At 74.6% G+C, this 15846-nt stretch carries 13 protein-coding genes; 8 read left to right on the forward strand and 5 right to left on the reverse strand.

Annotation, left to right across the window (positions count from 1 at the left end; genetic code table 11):
* Positions 1-97: 97 nt before the first annotated feature.
* Complete coding sequence (locus OG625_RS02200) at positions 98-1651, forward strand: FAD-binding oxidoreductase (protein WP_329376352.1); 1554 nt, start codon at positions 98-100, stop codon at positions 1649-1651.
* Between the two features lie 9 nt (positions 1652-1660).
* Positions 1661-2815 carry a hypothetical protein gene (locus OG625_RS02205; RefSeq protein ID WP_329376353.1) on the forward strand — a complete coding sequence of 385 codons (1155 nt, stop codon included), beginning with the start codon at positions 1661-1663 and terminating at the stop codon, positions 2813-2815.
* Here OG625_RS02205 and OG625_RS02210 read toward each other — a convergent pair.
* Genes OG625_RS02210 through OG625_RS02220 form a run of 3 tightly spaced genes read right to left on the reverse strand, consistent with a single transcriptional unit; the run spans position 2769 to position 4717 of the window.
* The gene (locus OG625_RS02210; RefSeq protein ID WP_329376354.1) at positions 2769-3206 is read right to left on the reverse strand and encodes a hypothetical protein; all 438 of its coding nucleotides are present in this window, start codon (positions 3204-3206) and stop codon (positions 2769-2771) included. The two genes, OG625_RS02205 and OG625_RS02210, sit on opposite strands and share 47 nt — an antisense overlap.
* Positions 3207-3212: 6 nt before the next feature.
* The gene (locus OG625_RS02215) at positions 3213-3773 is read right to left on the reverse strand and encodes an HXXEE domain-containing protein (RefSeq protein WP_329376355.1); all 561 of its coding nucleotides are present in this window, start codon (positions 3771-3773) and stop codon (positions 3213-3215) included.
* Complete coding sequence (locus OG625_RS02220; RefSeq protein ID WP_329376356.1) at positions 3770-4717, reverse strand: AEC family transporter; 948 nt, start codon at positions 4715-4717, stop codon at positions 3770-3772. Before OG625_RS02220 ends, OG625_RS02215 begins: the two co-directional genes overlap by 4 nt.
* An 86-nt stretch (positions 4718-4803) precedes the next feature.
* Between OG625_RS02220 and OG625_RS02225 the strand changes: the two genes are divergently transcribed.
* From OG625_RS02225 to OG625_RS02240, 4 genes are all read left to right on the forward strand, one after another.
* The gene (locus OG625_RS02225) at positions 4804-6162 is read left to right on the forward strand and encodes a sensor histidine kinase (protein ID WP_329376357.1); all 1359 of its coding nucleotides are present in this window, start codon (positions 4804-4806) and stop codon (positions 6160-6162) included.
* Positions 6159-6839 (forward strand): response regulator transcription factor, encoded by a 681-nt coding sequence (locus tag OG625_RS02230; protein WP_329376358.1) that lies wholly within the window; start codon positions 6159-6161, stop codon positions 6837-6839. The genes OG625_RS02225 and OG625_RS02230 overlap by 4 nt, the downstream gene beginning before the upstream one ends.
* Before the next feature lie 223 nt (positions 6840-7062).
* Complete coding sequence (locus OG625_RS02235; protein ID WP_329376359.1) at positions 7063-8169, forward strand: alpha/beta hydrolase; 1107 nt, start codon at positions 7063-7065, stop codon at positions 8167-8169.
* Complete coding sequence (locus OG625_RS02240) at positions 8166-9386, forward strand: acyltransferase family protein (RefSeq protein ID WP_329376360.1); 1221 nt, start codon at positions 8166-8168, stop codon at positions 9384-9386. The genes OG625_RS02235 and OG625_RS02240 overlap by 4 nt, the downstream gene beginning before the upstream one ends.
* 74 nt (positions 9387-9460) lie before the next feature.
* On the opposite strand, the gene OG625_RS02245 is transcribed toward OG625_RS02240, so the two are convergent.
* Positions 9461-9883: a DUF350 domain-containing protein gene (locus OG625_RS02245; RefSeq protein ID WP_329376361.1), complete on the reverse strand. Its 423-nt coding sequence runs from the start codon at positions 9881-9883 to the stop codon at positions 9461-9463.
* A gap of 96 nt (positions 9884-9979) precedes the next feature.
* On the opposite strand from OG625_RS02245, the gene OG625_RS02250 reads away from it, so the two are divergent.
* Positions 9980-11773, forward strand: coding sequence for a GNAT family N-acetyltransferase (locus tag OG625_RS02250; RefSeq protein WP_329376362.1), 1794 nt, complete (start codon positions 9980-9982; stop codon positions 11771-11773).
* On the opposite strand, the gene OG625_RS02255 is transcribed toward OG625_RS02250, so the two are convergent.
* Complete coding sequence (locus OG625_RS02255) at positions 11770-13782, reverse strand: AMP-binding protein (RefSeq protein ID WP_329376363.1); 2013 nt, start codon at positions 13780-13782, stop codon at positions 11770-11772. The genes OG625_RS02250 and OG625_RS02255 overlap by 4 nt on opposite strands.
* Before the next feature lie 140 nt (positions 13783-13922).
* Between OG625_RS02255 and OG625_RS02260 the strand changes: the two genes are divergently transcribed.
* Positions 13923-15845 (forward strand): ABC transporter ATP-binding protein, encoded by a 1923-nt coding sequence (locus OG625_RS02260; protein ID WP_329376364.1) that lies wholly within the window; start codon positions 13923-13925, stop codon positions 15843-15845.
* The last annotated feature ends 1 nt before the right edge of the window (position 15846 follow it).

Here is a 15846-nt window from a genome sequence, read left to right on the forward strand (position 1 = left end):
CGGCGGCGGCCCCCCGCCGTGGGCCGTTCGGGCGGCGCCCCGGTGTGTGGGGGCCCGCCTGCACCGGGATCGGGCCCGGCGGTGGCAGGAAGGGAGGATGAGCCTTCCTCGCCGCCGGGTCCTGGGCAGTGCCGCCGCGGCCGTCCTGACCGCCGTCGGGGCAGCGGGCCGCGGGCCCGACTACGGCGCGCTCTCCCGCGGGCTCGACGGCCGGCTCGTGCTCCCCGGCGACCGGGACTTCCCCGAGGCGCGGCAGCTGTTCCAGCCGCGCTACGACTCCCTCGCCCCGGCCGCGGTGGCCTATCCGGCGCACGCCGCGGACGTGGTGGCCTGCCTGGACTTCGCCCGCCGCTCGGCCGTCCCGGTGGTGCCGCGCGGCGGCGGGCACGGCTACGCGGGCTGGTCCACGCGCGCCGGCGGACTGGTCGTCGACCTCGGGGCCCTGGCGCAGGTGGCCGTGGCGGGGGCAGGCGGGGTGGGGGCCGGCAGGTCGGGGGGCACCGAGGCGGGGGACGGCGTACGGGTCGGCGCCGGTGCCCGCCTCGGGGACGTGAACGCCGCTCTCGCCGGGCGCGGACTGGGCATCCCGACCGGGCTGTGCCCCTCCGTCGGCATCGCCGGCCTCACCCTCGGCGGCGGCCTGGGACTGGCCTCACGGGCGTACGGGGCCACCTGCGACCGGCTCACCGGGGCCACGGTGGTCACCCCCGACGGGGCCGTCCGCGAGGTCGGCCCGGACCGGGACCCCGAGCTGTACTGGGCGCTGCGCGGCGGCGGGGGCGGCAACTTCGGGGTGGTCACCGAGTTCCGCTTCCGTACGCATCCGGTGGCCGACGCGGCCTTCGCCGAACTGCACTGGCCGGGCGACGACTCCGCGGCGGTGCTGCGGGGCTGGCAGCGGTGGCTGGCCGGGCTGCCGGACCCGTTCTGGAGCCAGGTGGAGTTCACCGTCGGCGCCGGCCTCTCCGCCGTGCCCGCGCTGCGCGTGGTCTGCCTCGACGGGCGCCGCGAGCTGGAACGGGAGTTGACCCGGCTGACGGATCTGGTCAGCAGGCCGGTCCGGGACAGCCGGCTCGTCGTACGGGGGTACGGGGACACCGTGCGGGCCATGTCGGGCTGCCTGGAGCGGAGCCCCGCGGAGTGCCGGCTGCCGGGGGTGCTGCCCGGCCGGGACCCGCGGGGGCGGCTCGGCCGGGAGTCGTACGCCGCCCGCTCCGACTTCTGGGCGGCCGGCGGGCTGCCGGACGCGGCGATCGGTGCGGTCCTGGACGCCGTGCGGCGCCACCCGTCGGCAGTGCCCCGGGGCGGGCTCGGGGTGGTGCAGTTCGACGGGGTCTGCGGCGGCGCGCTGAACCGGGTGCCGGCCACCACCACCGCCTTCGCGCACCGCTCCGCCGCCTTCCTCGCCCAGTACCTCGTCTACTGGCCCGAGTCCGCGCCGGCCGCCGAGGTGGCCCGGCACCAGAGCTGGCTCGACGGGCTCTGGCAGGACCTCCGTCCCTGGGCGAGCGGGAGCGCGTACCAGAACTACAGCGACCCGAAGCTCACCGGCTGGCGCGAGGCGTACTACGGGCCGAACCTCGCCCGGCTGGAGACGGCCCGGCGCCGATACGACCCCGACCGGTTGTTCCGTTTCCCCCACGCCCTCTAGGAGCTGCGCATGCTACGCACGTTGACGATGGCCGCGGCGGCGGCCGCACTGCTGGTGGGCGGGGGGCCGCTGCCGGTGGCCGAGGCGGAGAACGCCGTCGGGCGCTGGTCCGTCCGGGAGGCGGAGTCCTTCTGGACGGCCGAACGGATGGCGTCGGCCGTACCACTGCCCGCCGATCCGGTGCCGGTCGGAAGCCCGGCGCCATTCGGCATTCAGGTGGCGGCCGGGATCCCGCCGGCGGCGGGCTACCCGGCCCCGGCGTCCGGCCCGGCTGCGCCGATCGCATCACCGCCGCCGATCCCGACCCCGGCCGCGACCCCGACGCTGACCCCAACCCCGGCCCCGGCACCCGGAGCGGCACCCCAGCCGACGCCGACACCCACGCTCCCCACGCCCGGCCCCCTCCCGGACCCCGCCCTCCCCCGCCTGCCGGCCGCAGGCCCCGGCGTCGGCCAGGACTTCAACGGCATCCCGGTCGTCGGCCGCATGTACCTCGTCAAGGGCGGCGGCGCGTACTTCTGCACCGCCAGCGTGGTCTCCTCCCCCGGCCGCGACCTGGTGATGAGCGCGGCCCACTGCCTGACCGGCGCCGGCTCCCAGCGGGTGGCCTTCGTACCGCATTACACGCGGGCGAAGCCTCAGCCGTACGGCATGTTCCCGGTGCTGCGGACCGCGGCCGGGCGGTCCAGGATCTGGATCGACCCGCGCTACCGCTCGCAGGGCGTCAACCGGGCCGCCGCGCTCGACGTGGCCTTCGCGCAAGTGGGGCCCGGCGCCGGCGGCAGGCCGGTGGAGGACGTGGTCGGCGGGAACCGCCTCGTCACCGGGGCCGGTTACGCGCACCCCCGGGTGTCGCTCTTCGGATACCCGGCCTCCGCCGCCCGGCCGCGCCTGTGCGTGAACCGGACGACGAAGTTCACCAGCTCCGATCCGGGGATCCCGGGATCGTTCCTGCGCATTCGCTGCACGGGCTACCCGGGCGGGACCAGCGGCGGGCCGTTCCTGGCCCGCTACGACGCGCGGACCCGGACCGGTGATGTGGTGGGGGTCATCGGCGGCTGGAAGACGGGCGGGGACACGGCCGACGTCTCCTACAGCTCCTACTTCGGCAAGGACGTCAGGAAGTTGTACGAGAAGGCTGTCGCCGAGGCGAAGGCGGGGTGAGGGACGGCGGGGTGAGGGAGGCTTCGGGGCACGACGGCTCTGGGCGCGGCGGCTCGGGGCGCGACGCCCGTACCCAGCGGGTGCGGCGCGGGTTGCCGACCGTACGCGGGGCCTCCGGGAGCCCGTCGCCGGTCAGCGGGTCCGCCGGTGCGAGGCCGAGCCGGCGCCGCAGGTCGGCGAGGGCCGCGTGGACCGGCGCGAGGACGACCTCCGCCCCCGGGTCGATGTGCGCGAGGGCGTGCGCGGTGGTCTCGATCGCCTCGGCGGCGTCCTCGGCGGCGCTCCGGCTCCACCCTCCGTGCACGGCGGTGTCGTAGAGGTGGCAGGCCGCGTCGGCCACGGCATCGGCCCGTTCATCGACGCCCGGCGCCGCGATGGTCGGCAGTTCCATGCCGGGTCAACGAGCCGGCGCCGCCGGGGGGTGCGACCGGATCCGCCGGGCCACCGCGTGCGCGGCGACGGTGGCCGCGCCGGCCAGGGCCAGGCCGCGGGCCAACTCGCGCGGCCGGGTGGGCCGCAGGACCCCGGCGCGCCGCAGCCGGCCGCGCGCCCACAGGGTGAAGGGGACCACCAGCAGCGGTGAGGTGACCACCCCCGGCGTGTAGCCGCGGGTCGCGGCGGCCTGGGCGAGGTGGACGAGGCCGTGCAGTCCGAAGCCGTTGAGGGAGTCCTGGTAGAAGGCCGAACGCCCGCCGGTGCGGTACCCGTCGGCGGCCGCTGCCGCGACCACGAGCCCCATGCATCCGACTGCGGTGGCGAACTCGCGCCCGTCCACCGCTTCGAGGCGCCGCCAGATCCGGTCGGGCAGCCGGGGATGGCGCTCGCGCAGCACGGGAACCCGGGTACGGGACCAATGGGCCATGGCGGCCACTTCTTCGAGGTCGTGCACGGTCCAGGCGGCGAGCAGGCCGAGGGTGGCGGCGGCCGCCGGTATCGCGGGCATCGAACGTTCGCTCATGGGACGACAGTCTGCAGCCACAGCGGCAGCAACAGCAGGGAGACCACCGAACTCTTGATCACGAGGGAGGCGGAGAGGTCGACGCCCACGTCGTAGCGCTGGGCGAAGACGAACAGGTTCTGCGGGGTGGGCATCGCGGCGAGCAGGACCAGGTACGCCAGCCAGTCGCCCCGCACCCCGAACAGCATCCCGCACACCGCCCAGGTCAGCAGCGGGAAGGCCAGGCACTTGAAGGCGATCAGGGCCAGCTCCTCGCGCGTGGTGCCCCGGACGTCCAGGCCGAGGCCGCCGAGGTGGAGGCCGAGGGCGAACAGGGCCACCGGCGAGGCGCTGTCGCCGACGAAGGCGGCGCCGTCCAGGACCACGGCCGGGACGTGGACGGAGAGCAGGTTGAGCAGGATCCCCGCGTTGCAGGAGAGCACCAGCGGGGTGGCCAGGGAAGCGCCGACGGCGCGGGCCAGGCGAGGGCCCGGGCCTCCCTCGGCGGGGCCGGTGCGGCCCAGTTCCATGAGGGAGATCACGACCAGGGACAGCACGCAGACCTGGAACAGCAGGATCGGGAAGATCGGCGCGGCCGTCCCGAAGACGGTGATGAAGACGGGGACGGCGAAGTAGGCGGTGTTCACCTGCACTCCGCCCATCACGCGCAGCGCGACGGCGCGCGGGTCCCGTACGGAGTTGGCGACCGATGCGACGGCGACCAGGGTCACCGCGAGGGCCGCGGCCGTGGCGTAGCCGCCGATCGCCCGCCAGTCGAAGAGGGCGCCGAGGTCTCCGGCGTAGATGTTGCCGAAGAGGTAGCAGGGGACGGCGAAGAGGAAGGCGTAGTCGGAGAAGGCCTTGGAGGCCTCCGCCGGAACGATTTTGCGCCGTGCCAGCAGCACTCCGCCGCCGAATGCCAGCAGGACCGGCAGCAGTTTCTCCAGTGCGGCTGCCCCACCCATGCGTACCGCACTCCCCCGTGATCGATTGGCCGGCAGCCTACCCGTACCCCCGTTTCGGGTCCGGTGGCGCATAGGCTGGACCGATCATGAGCGACAGACCCCGCATCCGGCTGGGCGGCCGGACCCGTGAGCGCCCCCGCACTCCCACGACCGGTCGGCCCGGCCGGACCGGCGGGCCCGGCGCGCTGGCTCAGCTCGGCCTGGTGCTGCGCACGCCCGCCCGCGCGGCGCAGCCCTTGTTCTCGCAGGCGCCCAAGTTCTGGCAGCGGATGCTGCCCTACGCGGTCGTCGGCGTCTTCGTGGCGTCCCTGCTGCCGGTGACCATCACGGTACTGACCACCGACTACGGGCTCGCCGGCGGCTGGTCGGGCGCGCTGGGCGTGGCGCAGACCGTGCCGCTGCTGCTCGCCGTGACCCGGCCGGTGCCCGCGTGGGCCCTGATCCTGCTCTCCGACACCATCGGCGCGGTGCTGCTGAGCCACGCCGACCGGGTGGGCACGCAGGTCTGGCCGTGGACGCCGATGGCCATCGTCGGGTACCTGCTGCTGATGGCGTGCCTGGGGCTGCGCGAGCCCATCCGGACACTGGTCGGGGTGTGGCTGGCGACCGGCGCGGTGGGGGCGGTGCTCGGGTTCTCCCAGCCCGAGGGTTCGACGAACACCGCCGCGCTGCTGTTCGTGCTCGCCGGGGTGATGCTGGTGCTGACGGGCGCGTTGCGCGGGCTCGGCGAAGCGCAGCGGCGGATCGCCGAGCAGGAGGTCATCAGCGAGGCGGAGCGGGCCCGGCGCACCCTGCTGGAGGAACGGACCCGGATCGCGCGGGAGTTGCACGACGTGGTGGCCCACCACATGTCGGTGATCACCGTCCAGGCGGATTCGGCGCCTTACCGGCTGCCGGGCATGGCGGAGCCGGTGCAGGAGGAGTTCGCGGCGATCGCGGCCAGTGCGCGGGAGTCGCTCGGCGAGATGCGGCGGCTGCTGACGGTGCTGCGCGGTGACGGTACGGAACGCGCCGAGGGCGAGAAGGCCCCGCAGCCGGGGATCGACCGGGTCCAGCAGCTGGTGGAGACGACCGTACGGGCGGGGCAGCCGGTGGAGTTGTCCCTTGCGGCGGGCGCGGCCGAGGCGGCGCCGCCGGCCGTGGACCTGTCGGCGTACCGGATCGTGCAGGAGGCCCTGGCCAACGTGGTGCGGCACGCGCCGGGGGCGCAGACCCGGGTGTCGGTGACCGTCGACGGGGGCGAGGTGCTGGTCCTCGTGGTCAACGGCCCCGCCCCGGGCGCCGTGGTGGCCCTGGAGAGTTCGGGCACGGGGCACGGTCTGGTGGGGATGCGGGAGCGCGTACGGTTGACCGGCGGGACGCTGGACACCGGTCCGCTGCCCGACGGCGGCTTCCGGGTCGCCGCCAGACTGCCCCTGAACGACCCTACAGAGGACGACAGTTGACCATCCGGGTGATCATTGTCGACGACCAGGCCATGGTGCGGGCGGGGTTCGCCGCACTGCTGTCGGCGCAGGCCGACATCGATGTGGTGGGCGAGGCGCCCGACGGGCGCCAGGGGGTGCAGGTGTCCCGCTCCACACATCCCGACGTGGTGCTGATGGACGTGCGGATGCCGGAGATGGACGGGCTCACCGCAGCCCGGGAGCTCCTCGATCCTCCGCCGGGGGTGGTGCACCGGCCGAAGGTGCTGATGCTGACCACCTTCGACATCGACGACTACGTGTACGAGGCCCTGCGCGCCGGCGCCTCCGGCTTCCTCCTCAAGGACGCCCCGCCGACCGACCTGATCGCGGCGGTCCGGGTCGTCGCCTCGGGCGAGGCGCTGCTGGCCCCGTCGGTGACCCGGCGGCTGATCGCGGACTTCGTCCAGCAGCGGCCGGCGCCGCGCAAGGACCCGGCGCTGCGGCTGAACGGGCTCACGCCGCGCGAGACCGAGGTACTGGAGCTCATCGCGCGCGGGCTGTCGAACCAGGAGATCGCCGGCCATCTGGTGCTCGCCGAGCAGACGGTGAAGACCCACATCGGGCGGGTGCTGGCCAAGCTGGACCTGCGCGACCGGGCCCAGGCCGTGATCTTCGCGTACGAGGCGGGACTGGTGCGGCCGGGCGACTCCGGCTGATCTCCGCCGCCGTCAGTCCGCCTTCAGGTCGATCGTGGACGGCAGCCGGTCGGCGCGACCCCCCGTACGGTCTCGCACGGCCGGGCCGTCTCCTCCACCCCCTACCGGGGTATGACATCCGACTTGGCTCCCCGGTCCGACGCCCGCTCAGGTACCTCCTTCCTACCTTCCTCCTCGTCACGGGGCTCGCCCCGGCGCTCGTCACGAGGAGAGGAGAAGGGGCATGCGCCGCTTCGGAAGGACGCTGGTCACTGCCGCGCTGGCGGTGACCGTCGTCGCGGGTACCGCGGGATGGGCCTCCGGCGACAGCCAGCGGGCGGTCACCGGGCCGCCACCGGGCGCCGCCGCCTGGCGGGCGGACTCGGTCGCCGGCCGGCCGCTGCCCGATCCGGCGGGCGCGACCCCGCAGGAGGTGGCACGGTTCTTCGCCGGGCTGGACGATTCCGCGCGGCGGCGGCTCGTACGGTCCCACCCCCTCGTCGTGGGGAACCTGGACGGGGCGCCGCTCGCCCTTCGGTACGAGGCCAACCGGATCGCCGTCGCGGCCACGGGCGAGGCCCGCTACGCGTCGCTCGCGGCGCCGGGCCGGCAGATCCTGGCCTTCGACCCGCGCGGCCGGGGGCAGGTCGCCGAGGTGTTCGGCGACCTGGAGCGGGCGCGGCACGTCTCGGTGATCGTGCCCGGCTCGGACAACGACGCCGGTACCTACGACGCCGGGCGCAAGCCGCACACCGGCCCGGCCGGGATGGCCCGGACGCTGCGGGCGGCGACCGGGGCGCCAGGGACGACCGGGGACGCGCAAGCGAGCGGGGACGCGCAAGCGGCCGGGGCGGCCTCGGGGGCCGTCGCGGTCGTCGCGTGGATCGGGTACACGACCCCGGTCGGGGTCGGTCTGGACGCGGCCGGCGGGCGGCTGGCCTCGGCCGGGGCGACCCGGCTGGCCCGGTTCACCGCCGGCCTGGATGCGGTCGGCGCGCCCGACCCAGTGCTGTTCTGCCACAGCTACGGCTCGGTGGTCTGCGGGCTCGCCGCCCGGGACACGGACGCCACCGACATCGTGGCCTTCGGCACCCCCGGCATGCGGGCGGACACCGCAGCCTCGCTGCACACCCGAGCCCGCGTGTGGGCGGCCCGGGGGCCCTCCGACTGGATCGCCGACGTGCCGAACGTCGAGTTCGCCGGGATCGGCCACGGCGCCGACCCCACCTCCCCGGCGTTCGGCGCCCGCCGGGTGCCCGCCGCGGACGTGCAGGGCCACACCGGCTACTTCACGCCCGGCACCCAGTCCCTGGCGGCGTTCGCCGCGATCGCGAACGGAGACGTCCGATGAGCACCCTCACCGCTCTGAAGCGCACCGCCGAGCGGATCGACCGGCAGACCCCCACCCATCGCGACCGGGCGATCGACGGGCTGCGCGCCCTGGCGCTGCTCGCCGTGCCGACCGGCCACTGGCTCCTCGGCGGTTTCACCCTCGACGCGGACGGCGGCCTGCACAACGCCAGCCCGCTGTCGGCCTTCGGCGCCCTCGCCCCGGCGAGCTGGGTCCTCCAGATGCTGGGCATCTTCTTCCTCGTCGGCGGGTACGCCTCGGCGCTCTCGTACCGCCGCCGCAAGGGGTCGACGGGCACGTGGCTGAAGGGCCGGATCGCCCGGCTGGGCCGGCCGGTGCTCGGGGTGACCGCCGTGTGGGCGCTGGCCGCGCCCGTCCTGTACGCGGCCGGGGTCCCGTTGGCGACGCTGCGGACCGGGGCGACGCTGGTGATCCAGCCGCTGTGGTTCGTCGGGGTGTACGTGCTGATCACCGCGCTGACTCCGTACTGCGTGCGGGCGGCAGGGCGGCTCGGCGGCTGGGCGGCGGCCCCGCTGCTCGCTTCGGTCGCCGTGGTGGACGTCCTGCGCTACGGGCCGCTCGCCGGCTCCGTGCCGTCCTGGCTGTCCCTGCTGAACATCCTGCCGGGCTGGCTGTTCGCGTACCAGCTGGGCGTCTCGTGGGGCGAGCGGCGGATCGGCCGGCGCGGGGCCTGGCTGCTGCTGGCGGGAGGGACGCTGCTGTTCGCCGTACTGCTGGTGGTCTTCCACTACCCGGCTTCGATGGTGGGGGTCCCGGGCGAGGCGCGCACCAACTCGCACCCGCCGTCGCTGCTGGTACTGGCCCTGGCCGCGGCCCAGTCGGGGGCGGCGATCCTGCTGCGCGACCGGCTGGCCGCCCTGCTGGCGCGGCCCGCGGTGTGGGCTCCGGTGGTCGTGATCAACCTGTGCGCGATGACGATCCTGTGCTGGCACCAGACGGCCATGCTGGCCGCAGCCGTTCCCGGTTCCTTCGTGGGAGAGGTGGCGGGGCTGACCACGGCTCCGGACACCCTGGGGTGGATCGTGGCGCGGGTGGCATGGATGCCGGTGTTCGCGGTGCTGCTGGTGGGCATCACCCGGTACGCGCGCCGGTTCGAGAACCCGCCGGAGGGCGTGCGCGGGGGCCGGGCGGTGCGGCGGACCGTGGCGGGGCTGCTGGCGGCGGGGTTCGCGGTGTTCGCACTGGGCCTGGCGTAGGACCCGGGACGCAGACGGCGAGAGCGCCGCTCCCCGAGGGGAGCGGCGCTCTCGTCATGGCGTATGAGCGCGTGTCAGGCGATCGAGGCGGCGACGATCGCGGCCACGGCCAGGTTGCAGGAGGCCGTGACCCAGACCGCAGGGTGCGGCTCGGGGTCGACCACGATGGCGCCGAGCTTGCCGGGCGTCACCAGGTCGAGCACCAGGAAGGCGACCGCCATCAGGACCAGGCCGAGCACGCCGAAGGCCGCCGTCGACAGCAGACCCTTGCCGAAGTCGTCGTAGGTCGTCCAGATCGAGGTGAAGACGATGCCGCCGATGCCGAGGAGCGCGGAGCTGAGCATGACGGCCGCGTTGCGGTTGCGCTCCTCCCAGATCTGCTTGGGCAGCTTCCCGGGCGTCAGCACGTCCACGAGGACGATGCCGAGGATCAGCAGGACCAGGCCCAGGGCGCCGTAGGCGCTGGTTCGGCCAAGTCCGTTGATGATGTCGCTCATTGAGAAGCCTGTCTCCGCGTGGGTGGGATAAGTATGTGCCGTGGGCTGGCCGAATGTATCGCACAGCCCTGCGGCGGACCATGGGGAGGTCGGCAATTGGCAAAGGTCAGGGCGGCGCGGGCGGACGAGGCGGAGGCCCTGACGGGGCTGGTGATGCGCTCCAAGGCGCACTGGGGGTACGACCCCGGGTTCCTCGCCGCGTGCGCGGATGACCTGCGGATCCGCCCTCAGGACGTGGTCGTGCGCAGGATCGTGGTGGCCGAGGACGAGCGCGGGGCGGTGCTCGGACTCGCCTCCCTGGAGGGCACTCCCCCGCGGGGTGTCCTGGGACTGCTGTTCGTGGAGCCGGCGGCCATCGGGCTTGGAGTGGGGCGGCTGCTCTACGCGGACGTGCTGCGACGGGCGGTGGAGCTGGGGGTGCGCAGGCTGGCGATCGACTCCGATCCGCACGCGGCCGGGTTCTACCGGGCGATGGGGGCGGTGGCCGCGCCGGGTGGCCGGGACACGGGCCACGGGCCCGACGGCCTCGTGCCCTTCGAGGTGGCCCCCGTCCCGCTCGCCGACTGGGCGCGGGAGTGGACCGGCGGCGGCCAGGCCGTGCACCTGGGCAACGTCGCGGAGTTCAACGCGCAGTTCGCCGACGCCACCTTGGACCGGGAGCAGCGGCCCGCCCACCACTACGCGTGCCTGGCCGCCTTCTACAGCCCGCACCCGGCCGTGCTGGTGCTGCCGCGGGCGGTGCCTCGGGAGTGGACGGCGCTCGTCGGCCGCCAGTTGGGCTGGTCGGGGGTGGAGGTGTACGACGGGCTGGTGGAGGCCGAGCGGGGTCCGGGGTTCCTCGGCGCCGTACGGGAGCGGCCTGCGCTCGCCGCGCGGCTGACGGGGGCCGGGCTGCCCCTCGTACCGTGGGGGCTGACGCAGCCGTTCGCGGAGCTGGCGGGCCGGCCGTGGCAGGCCCGGGAGCTGCGGTACGAGTCGAAGTCCGCGTCGCACGAGATGTTCGGCCGGATCCTGGCGGAGGGCGGGCATCCCGGGATCGTGCTGCCCGCGCAGTGGCGGGCCGGTACCCGGTGGGCGGCGGTGCGGCTGCTGTCGGCGCGGGCCAGGGCGGGCGAGATCACCGTTCTGAAATCGGAGCACGGCGTCGGGGGTTCGGGCACCACGGTGGTCACCCCCGCGCAGGTCCGGGCGGCCGGCGGGGCCCGCGCCCTGCTGCGGCGGCTGCCGCGCGGGCCGCTGCTGGTGGAGGAGTACGTCAGCGCCCCGCCCGAGGACGAGGACCCGCGCGATCTCACGTACGACGGCTTCGTGGACGCCGAGGGCCGGGTGCACGAGGCCGGCGGCGCCGTGATGGACGTCCGGGACGGCTGCTACGCGGGCGCCACGGTCGGCCCCGGGGTGCTGCCCGAGTGGGCCGGCAAGCCCCTCACCGCTTTCGGCGCCGCCGTGGGCCGGGAGCTGGCCGCCGCCGGCTACCGGGGCTGGTTCGACGTGGACTTCGTGACCGCCGGCGCGGAGCGGCTCGCGCCGACCGAGACCAATCTGCGGCTGACCGGGCCGTCCATCGCCTTCATGGTGGCGGCCCGGCTCGACGCGCTGCGGGGCGCGGGTCACCTCGTACGGATCGTCGACCGGGTGGAGCTCGGCGCGCGGCTGCCCGAGGCGCAGCTGGACGAACTGTGCACGGACCTGGCGCGGGCCTGCGCCGAGCTCGACGCGGTCTTCGTCCCCGCCATTCCGACGGCCGCCTTCGACCCGATGCCCTGGCTCGGCGTGCTGGTGGCCGCGCACGGCGCGGAGGCGCTGGACGCGGCCGAGGCACTGGTGCGGTCCCGGGCACGGGAAGTCGGCGCGGACTTCGAAGACTTCCAGGACGTCGAGAACTACTAGGACTCGTCGCGGGAGTCCGCGGAGGGTCCGGGTGTCCAGGACAGGAAGCGGACCACGACGAAGGCCGCGATCATCAGCGGGATGTTGAACGTGTACACGAGGGCGGCCTGGCGCGGCCAGTCCTGTTTGGCCGCCAGCCGGTAGAAGTTGTCCTGTGGCCACCAGGCGATCAGCAGGTAGGCGACGGCCAGGTGGGCCGCGGCGATGAGGCCGTCGCTCTGCCCACGGCTGTGGCCCCTCACCCATCCCCGGCCCACGAACAGGAACAGCATCCCCCCGACGAACGCCCACGACTCGAAGACGTAGAGGATGGAGAACAGGGTCGCCCATGGACTGGGCACCCCCCTGAGGTCCATGGAGCCGGGCCAGAGCACGTACGTGAGCAGCAGGACCAGCCCGGCCACCGGAAGCAACAGGCAGGCCTCCAGCCAGCCCACCGCCGACGGCCCCGGCGTGCGGGCGGACCCGTACTTGCCGCTGCCGCCGGCCGAAGCCTCCGGTTGCACGGGCTTCGGCACCGCCTCCCGGTCCTCCCCGCCCGCCCGGGTGCGGGGCAGGGTGCGCAGCCGGACCATCCGGGTCGGCCTGTCGGCGGCGGGCACCTTCCCCCACAGGTGATCGCGCAGCGCGTCCAAGTCCGGTTGGACTGCGACCCGGTCCCCGTCGCGGGCGGCCGGCGGCGGGACGACGTAGGCGGCGATCCTGTCCTGCGGCCCGCCGGGGGCGGTGACCACGACGGCCGCGCCGACGCCCGGGTGGGTGCGGATCTCGGACTCGACCGCGTACGGATCGAACGCGCTGCCGTCGGCCCTGGTGATGCGGTCGCGCAGGCGGCCGCCGTACTCCAGCAGTCCGTCGGGGCGGAGCCGGCCGAGGTCCCCGGTGGGGACGGCGTCACCGCCGCCGGGCGGGGTCAGCCGGATCTCCCCGTCCAGGACGTGGACCTGCCAGCCGGGGAAGGGGGTGCCGAGCAGCGATGTGCGCTCCGGGTCGTCCTGCGGGCGCTGCAACTGGGGCAGTTCGAAGTAGGTGCCGGTGCCGGCGGCTTCGGTGAGGGCGAACACGTTCAGTACGCGGGCGCCGGCGCGGAGCCGGTCCTGGAGGGCGATCTGCTCGTCGAGGTAGAGCCGGTCCCCGGTGACGGCGAGCAGTCGCACGGACCACAGGCGGGGAGCGGGTTGGCGCCGGCCGCCGGGGACGGTGTGGCTGCCGTCCGCGTCCCGGGTGAACAGCCGTACGGCGGTGCCCGGGTCGGAGTGGAGGACGGTGACGTCCTTCATGGAGACGGTTCGGGCGAGGTCCTCGGGCTTCCACGTGGCGCCCTCGGGCAGGACGAGGGCGCCGCCGGTACACAGGGCCCTGGTCCAGCCGGCCGCGAAGGCGGTGACGTCCGGGCCCGCGGTGAACAGGTGGAGGTCCTCGGGGGTGAGGCGGGCGGCCTCGGCCCAGCCGTCATGGGCGGCGAGCAGCCGGCCGTGGCCGACGGGGACGGCGCGCGGCTCGGCCGCACCGGTGAACAGGATCGCCGCGGTCCGGCCGGGGGCGGGGGGCGGCGGCGGTGTGCCGGGCCGCTCGACGATGGCGGCGGCCTCCGCGTCGAGCCGGATCACCCGCAACCCGCCACCGTGGTCGAGGGCGGCCTGCTGGGCCACGTCGGTGAGCAGGATGAAGGGCTCGGCGGCGGCGAGCTGCCGGCGCCCGGTGCGAGGGTGCTCGACGTCGAGGAGGACGTAGACTCCGCCGGCCTTGAGGACCGCGAGGAGGGCGACGACGAGTTCGGCCTGCCGGACGGTGCCGACGGCGACGAGCTCGCCCGGTGGAAGGCCGGCGGCGAGCAGATGGTGTGCCAGCTGGTTGGCGCGCGCGTCGAGTTGGCCGTAGGTGAGGCTGCGCTCGCCGACGACGAGGGCGAGGGCCTCGGGGGCGTCACGGGCCCACTGCTCGAAGCGGTGCAGGACGGTGTCGGTGGTGCTCTTGCCGAAGCGTACGGACTCGGATCCCTGCGTCATGAACCGATGATGCCACCGGGCACCGACAGCGGGCAGGGATCGGTAATTTCCCTGCGAGGCAGAGGAGTTGGCGGCTCAGGAGAGTGGCCGGCGGTCGAATCCTTGACCTCAAGTTCGCTTGAGGTCGTAGCGTTCGAGCCATGGACATGGAAGTCACCGCCTGGACCTCGCTGCACAGCGCGATCAACGCCGAACAGGACCGTCGCCCGCTCTCCCGGGCGAGCCTGCGCCGCATCGCCGCCTTCGGCCGCCCGCACCGCCGCGGGCTCACCTGCTTCCTCCTGCTGAGCGTGGTCACCGCCCTGCTCGCGGTGGCCACCCCGGTGCTCGCCAGCCGGGTCGTCGACGCCATCGTCGCCGGCCGGGACAGCGGAACGGTCGTCCGGCTCGCGCTGCTCATCGCGCTGATCGCGGTGGCCGAGGCGGGGCTGGGCCTGCTGATCCGCAGACTGTCGGCGACCCTCGGCGAGGGGCTGATCCTGGACCTGCGGACGGCGGTCTTCGACCACGTGCAGCGGATGCCGGTCGCCTTCTTCACACGGACCCGGACGGGCGCCCTGGTCAGCCGGCTCAACAATGACGTGATCGGTGCCCAACGGGCCTTCAGCAACACCCTGTCGGGAGTGGTCGCCAACACCGTGACCCTGCTGCTGACCCTGGTCGTGATGCTGAGCATCTCGTGGCAGATCACCCTGCTGGCGCTGGCGCTGCTGCCGGTGTTCGTGTTGCCTGCCCGCCGGATGGGCACCCGCATGGCGGGGATGCAGCGGGAGGCCGCGGCGCTGAACGCCGCGATGGGCACCCAGATGACCGAGCGGTTCTCCGCCCCCGGCGCGACGCTGGTCAAGCTGTTCGGGCGCCCCGCGGACGAGTCCGCCGAGTTCGCGGCCCGGGCGGCGCGGGTGCGCGACATCGGGATCCGTACGGCGATGGCCCAGTCGACCTTCATCACGGCCCTCACCCTGGTCTCCGCCCTGGCGCTGGCGCTCGTCTACGGGCTCGGCGGCTTCTACGCCCTGCGCGGGACCCTGGACGCCGGTTCCGTCGTCGCCCTCGCCCTTCTGCTGACAAGGCTCTACGCGCCGCTCACGGCACTCGCGGGTGCCCGGGTCGAGGTGATGAGCGCCATGGTCAGCTTCGAGCGGGTCTTCGAGATCCTCGACCTGAAGCCGCTGATCGCGGAGAAGCCGGACGCCCGCCGGGTGCCGGAGGGGCCGGTGGCCGTGGAGTTCGACGGGGTCTCCTTCGGCTACCCCTCCGCCGACAAGGTCTCGCTCGCCTCGCTGGAGTCCGTCGCCACCCTGGACACCCGGGGCGGGACGCCGGTGCTGCACGAGGTGTCCTTCCGCGCCGAACCCGGCCAGATGATCGCCCTGGTGGGCTCGTCGGGCGCCGGCAAGTCGACCATCGCGCAGTTGCTGCCGCGGCTGTACGACGCCGACGCGGGCACGGTCCGCCTCGGCGGGATCGACGTACGGGACCTCACGGCCGACTCGATCCGCGAGACGCTCGGCATGGTCACCCAGGACGGGCACCTCTTCCACGAGTCGGTTCGGGCGAACCTGATGCTGGCCAGGCCGGACGCGACCGAGGAGGAGATCTGGGAGGCCCTGCGCCGCTCCCGCCTGGAGGGGCTGGTCGCCTCGCTGCCGGACGGGCTGGACACGGTCGTCGGGGAGCGCGGCTACCGCCTGTCGGGCGGGGAGCGGCAGCGACTGACCATCGCCCGGCTGCTGCTGGCCCGGCAGCGGGTGGTGGTCCTCGACGAGGCCACGGCCCACCTGGACTCCACCTCGGAGGCGGCCGTGCAGGAGGCCCTGGGCGAGGCCCTCGCGGGCCGGACCGCGGTGGTGATCGCGCACCGGCTGTCGACCGTGCAGGCGGCGGACACGATCCTGGTCGTCGAGGACGGCCGGATCGTGGAACGGGGCACGCACACCGAGCTGCTGGCGGCTCGGGGACGGTACGAGGAGCTCTACCGGACCCAGTTCGCCACGGCGGACGCGGCCGGGGGTGACGGGGTACCGGCTTCGGGCGGCGCCGTCCCGGCCTCGGGAGCATGAT

This window comes from Streptomyces sp. NBC_01351 (assembly GCF_036237315.1).
GTDB lineage: Bacteria > Actinomycetota > Actinomycetes > Streptomycetales > Streptomycetaceae > Streptomyces.

Coding starts and splice junctions, on each gene's coding strand:
- OG625_RS02200 (WP_329376352.1), top strand. CDS start 98: ATGAGCCTTCCTCGCCGCCGGGTCCTGGGCAGTGCCGCCGCGGCCGTC.
- OG625_RS02205 (WP_329376353.1), top strand. CDS start 1,661: ATGCTACGCACGTTGACGATGGCCGCGGCGGCGGCCGCACTGCTGGTG.
- OG625_RS02210 (WP_329376354.1), bottom strand. CDS start 3,206: ATGGAACTGCCGACCATCGCGGCGCCGGGCGTCGATGAACGGGCCGAT.
- OG625_RS02215 (WP_329376355.1), bottom strand. CDS start 3,773: ATGAGCGAACGTTCGATGCCCGCGATACCGGCGGCCGCCGCCACCCTC.
- OG625_RS02220 (WP_329376356.1), bottom strand. CDS start 4,717: ATGGGTGGGGCAGCCGCACTGGAGAAACTGCTGCCGGTCCTGCTGGCA.
- OG625_RS02225 (WP_329376357.1), top strand. CDS start 4,804: ATGAGCGACAGACCCCGCATCCGGCTGGGCGGCCGGACCCGTGAGCGC.
- OG625_RS02235 (WP_329376359.1), top strand. CDS start 7,063: ATGCGCCGCTTCGGAAGGACGCTGGTCACTGCCGCGCTGGCGGTGACC.
- OG625_RS02240 (WP_329376360.1), top strand. CDS start 8,166: ATGAGCACCCTCACCGCTCTGAAGCGCACCGCCGAGCGGATCGACCGG.
- OG625_RS02245 (WP_329376361.1), bottom strand. CDS start 9,883: ATGAGCGACATCATCAACGGACTTGGCCGAACCAGCGCCTACGGCGCC.
- OG625_RS02255 (WP_329376363.1), bottom strand. CDS start 13,782: ATGACGCAGGGATCCGAGTCCGTACGCTTCGGCAAGAGCACCACCGAC.
- OG625_RS02260 (WP_329376364.1), top strand. CDS start 13,923: ATGGACATGGAAGTCACCGCCTGGACCTCGCTGCACAGCGCGATCAAC.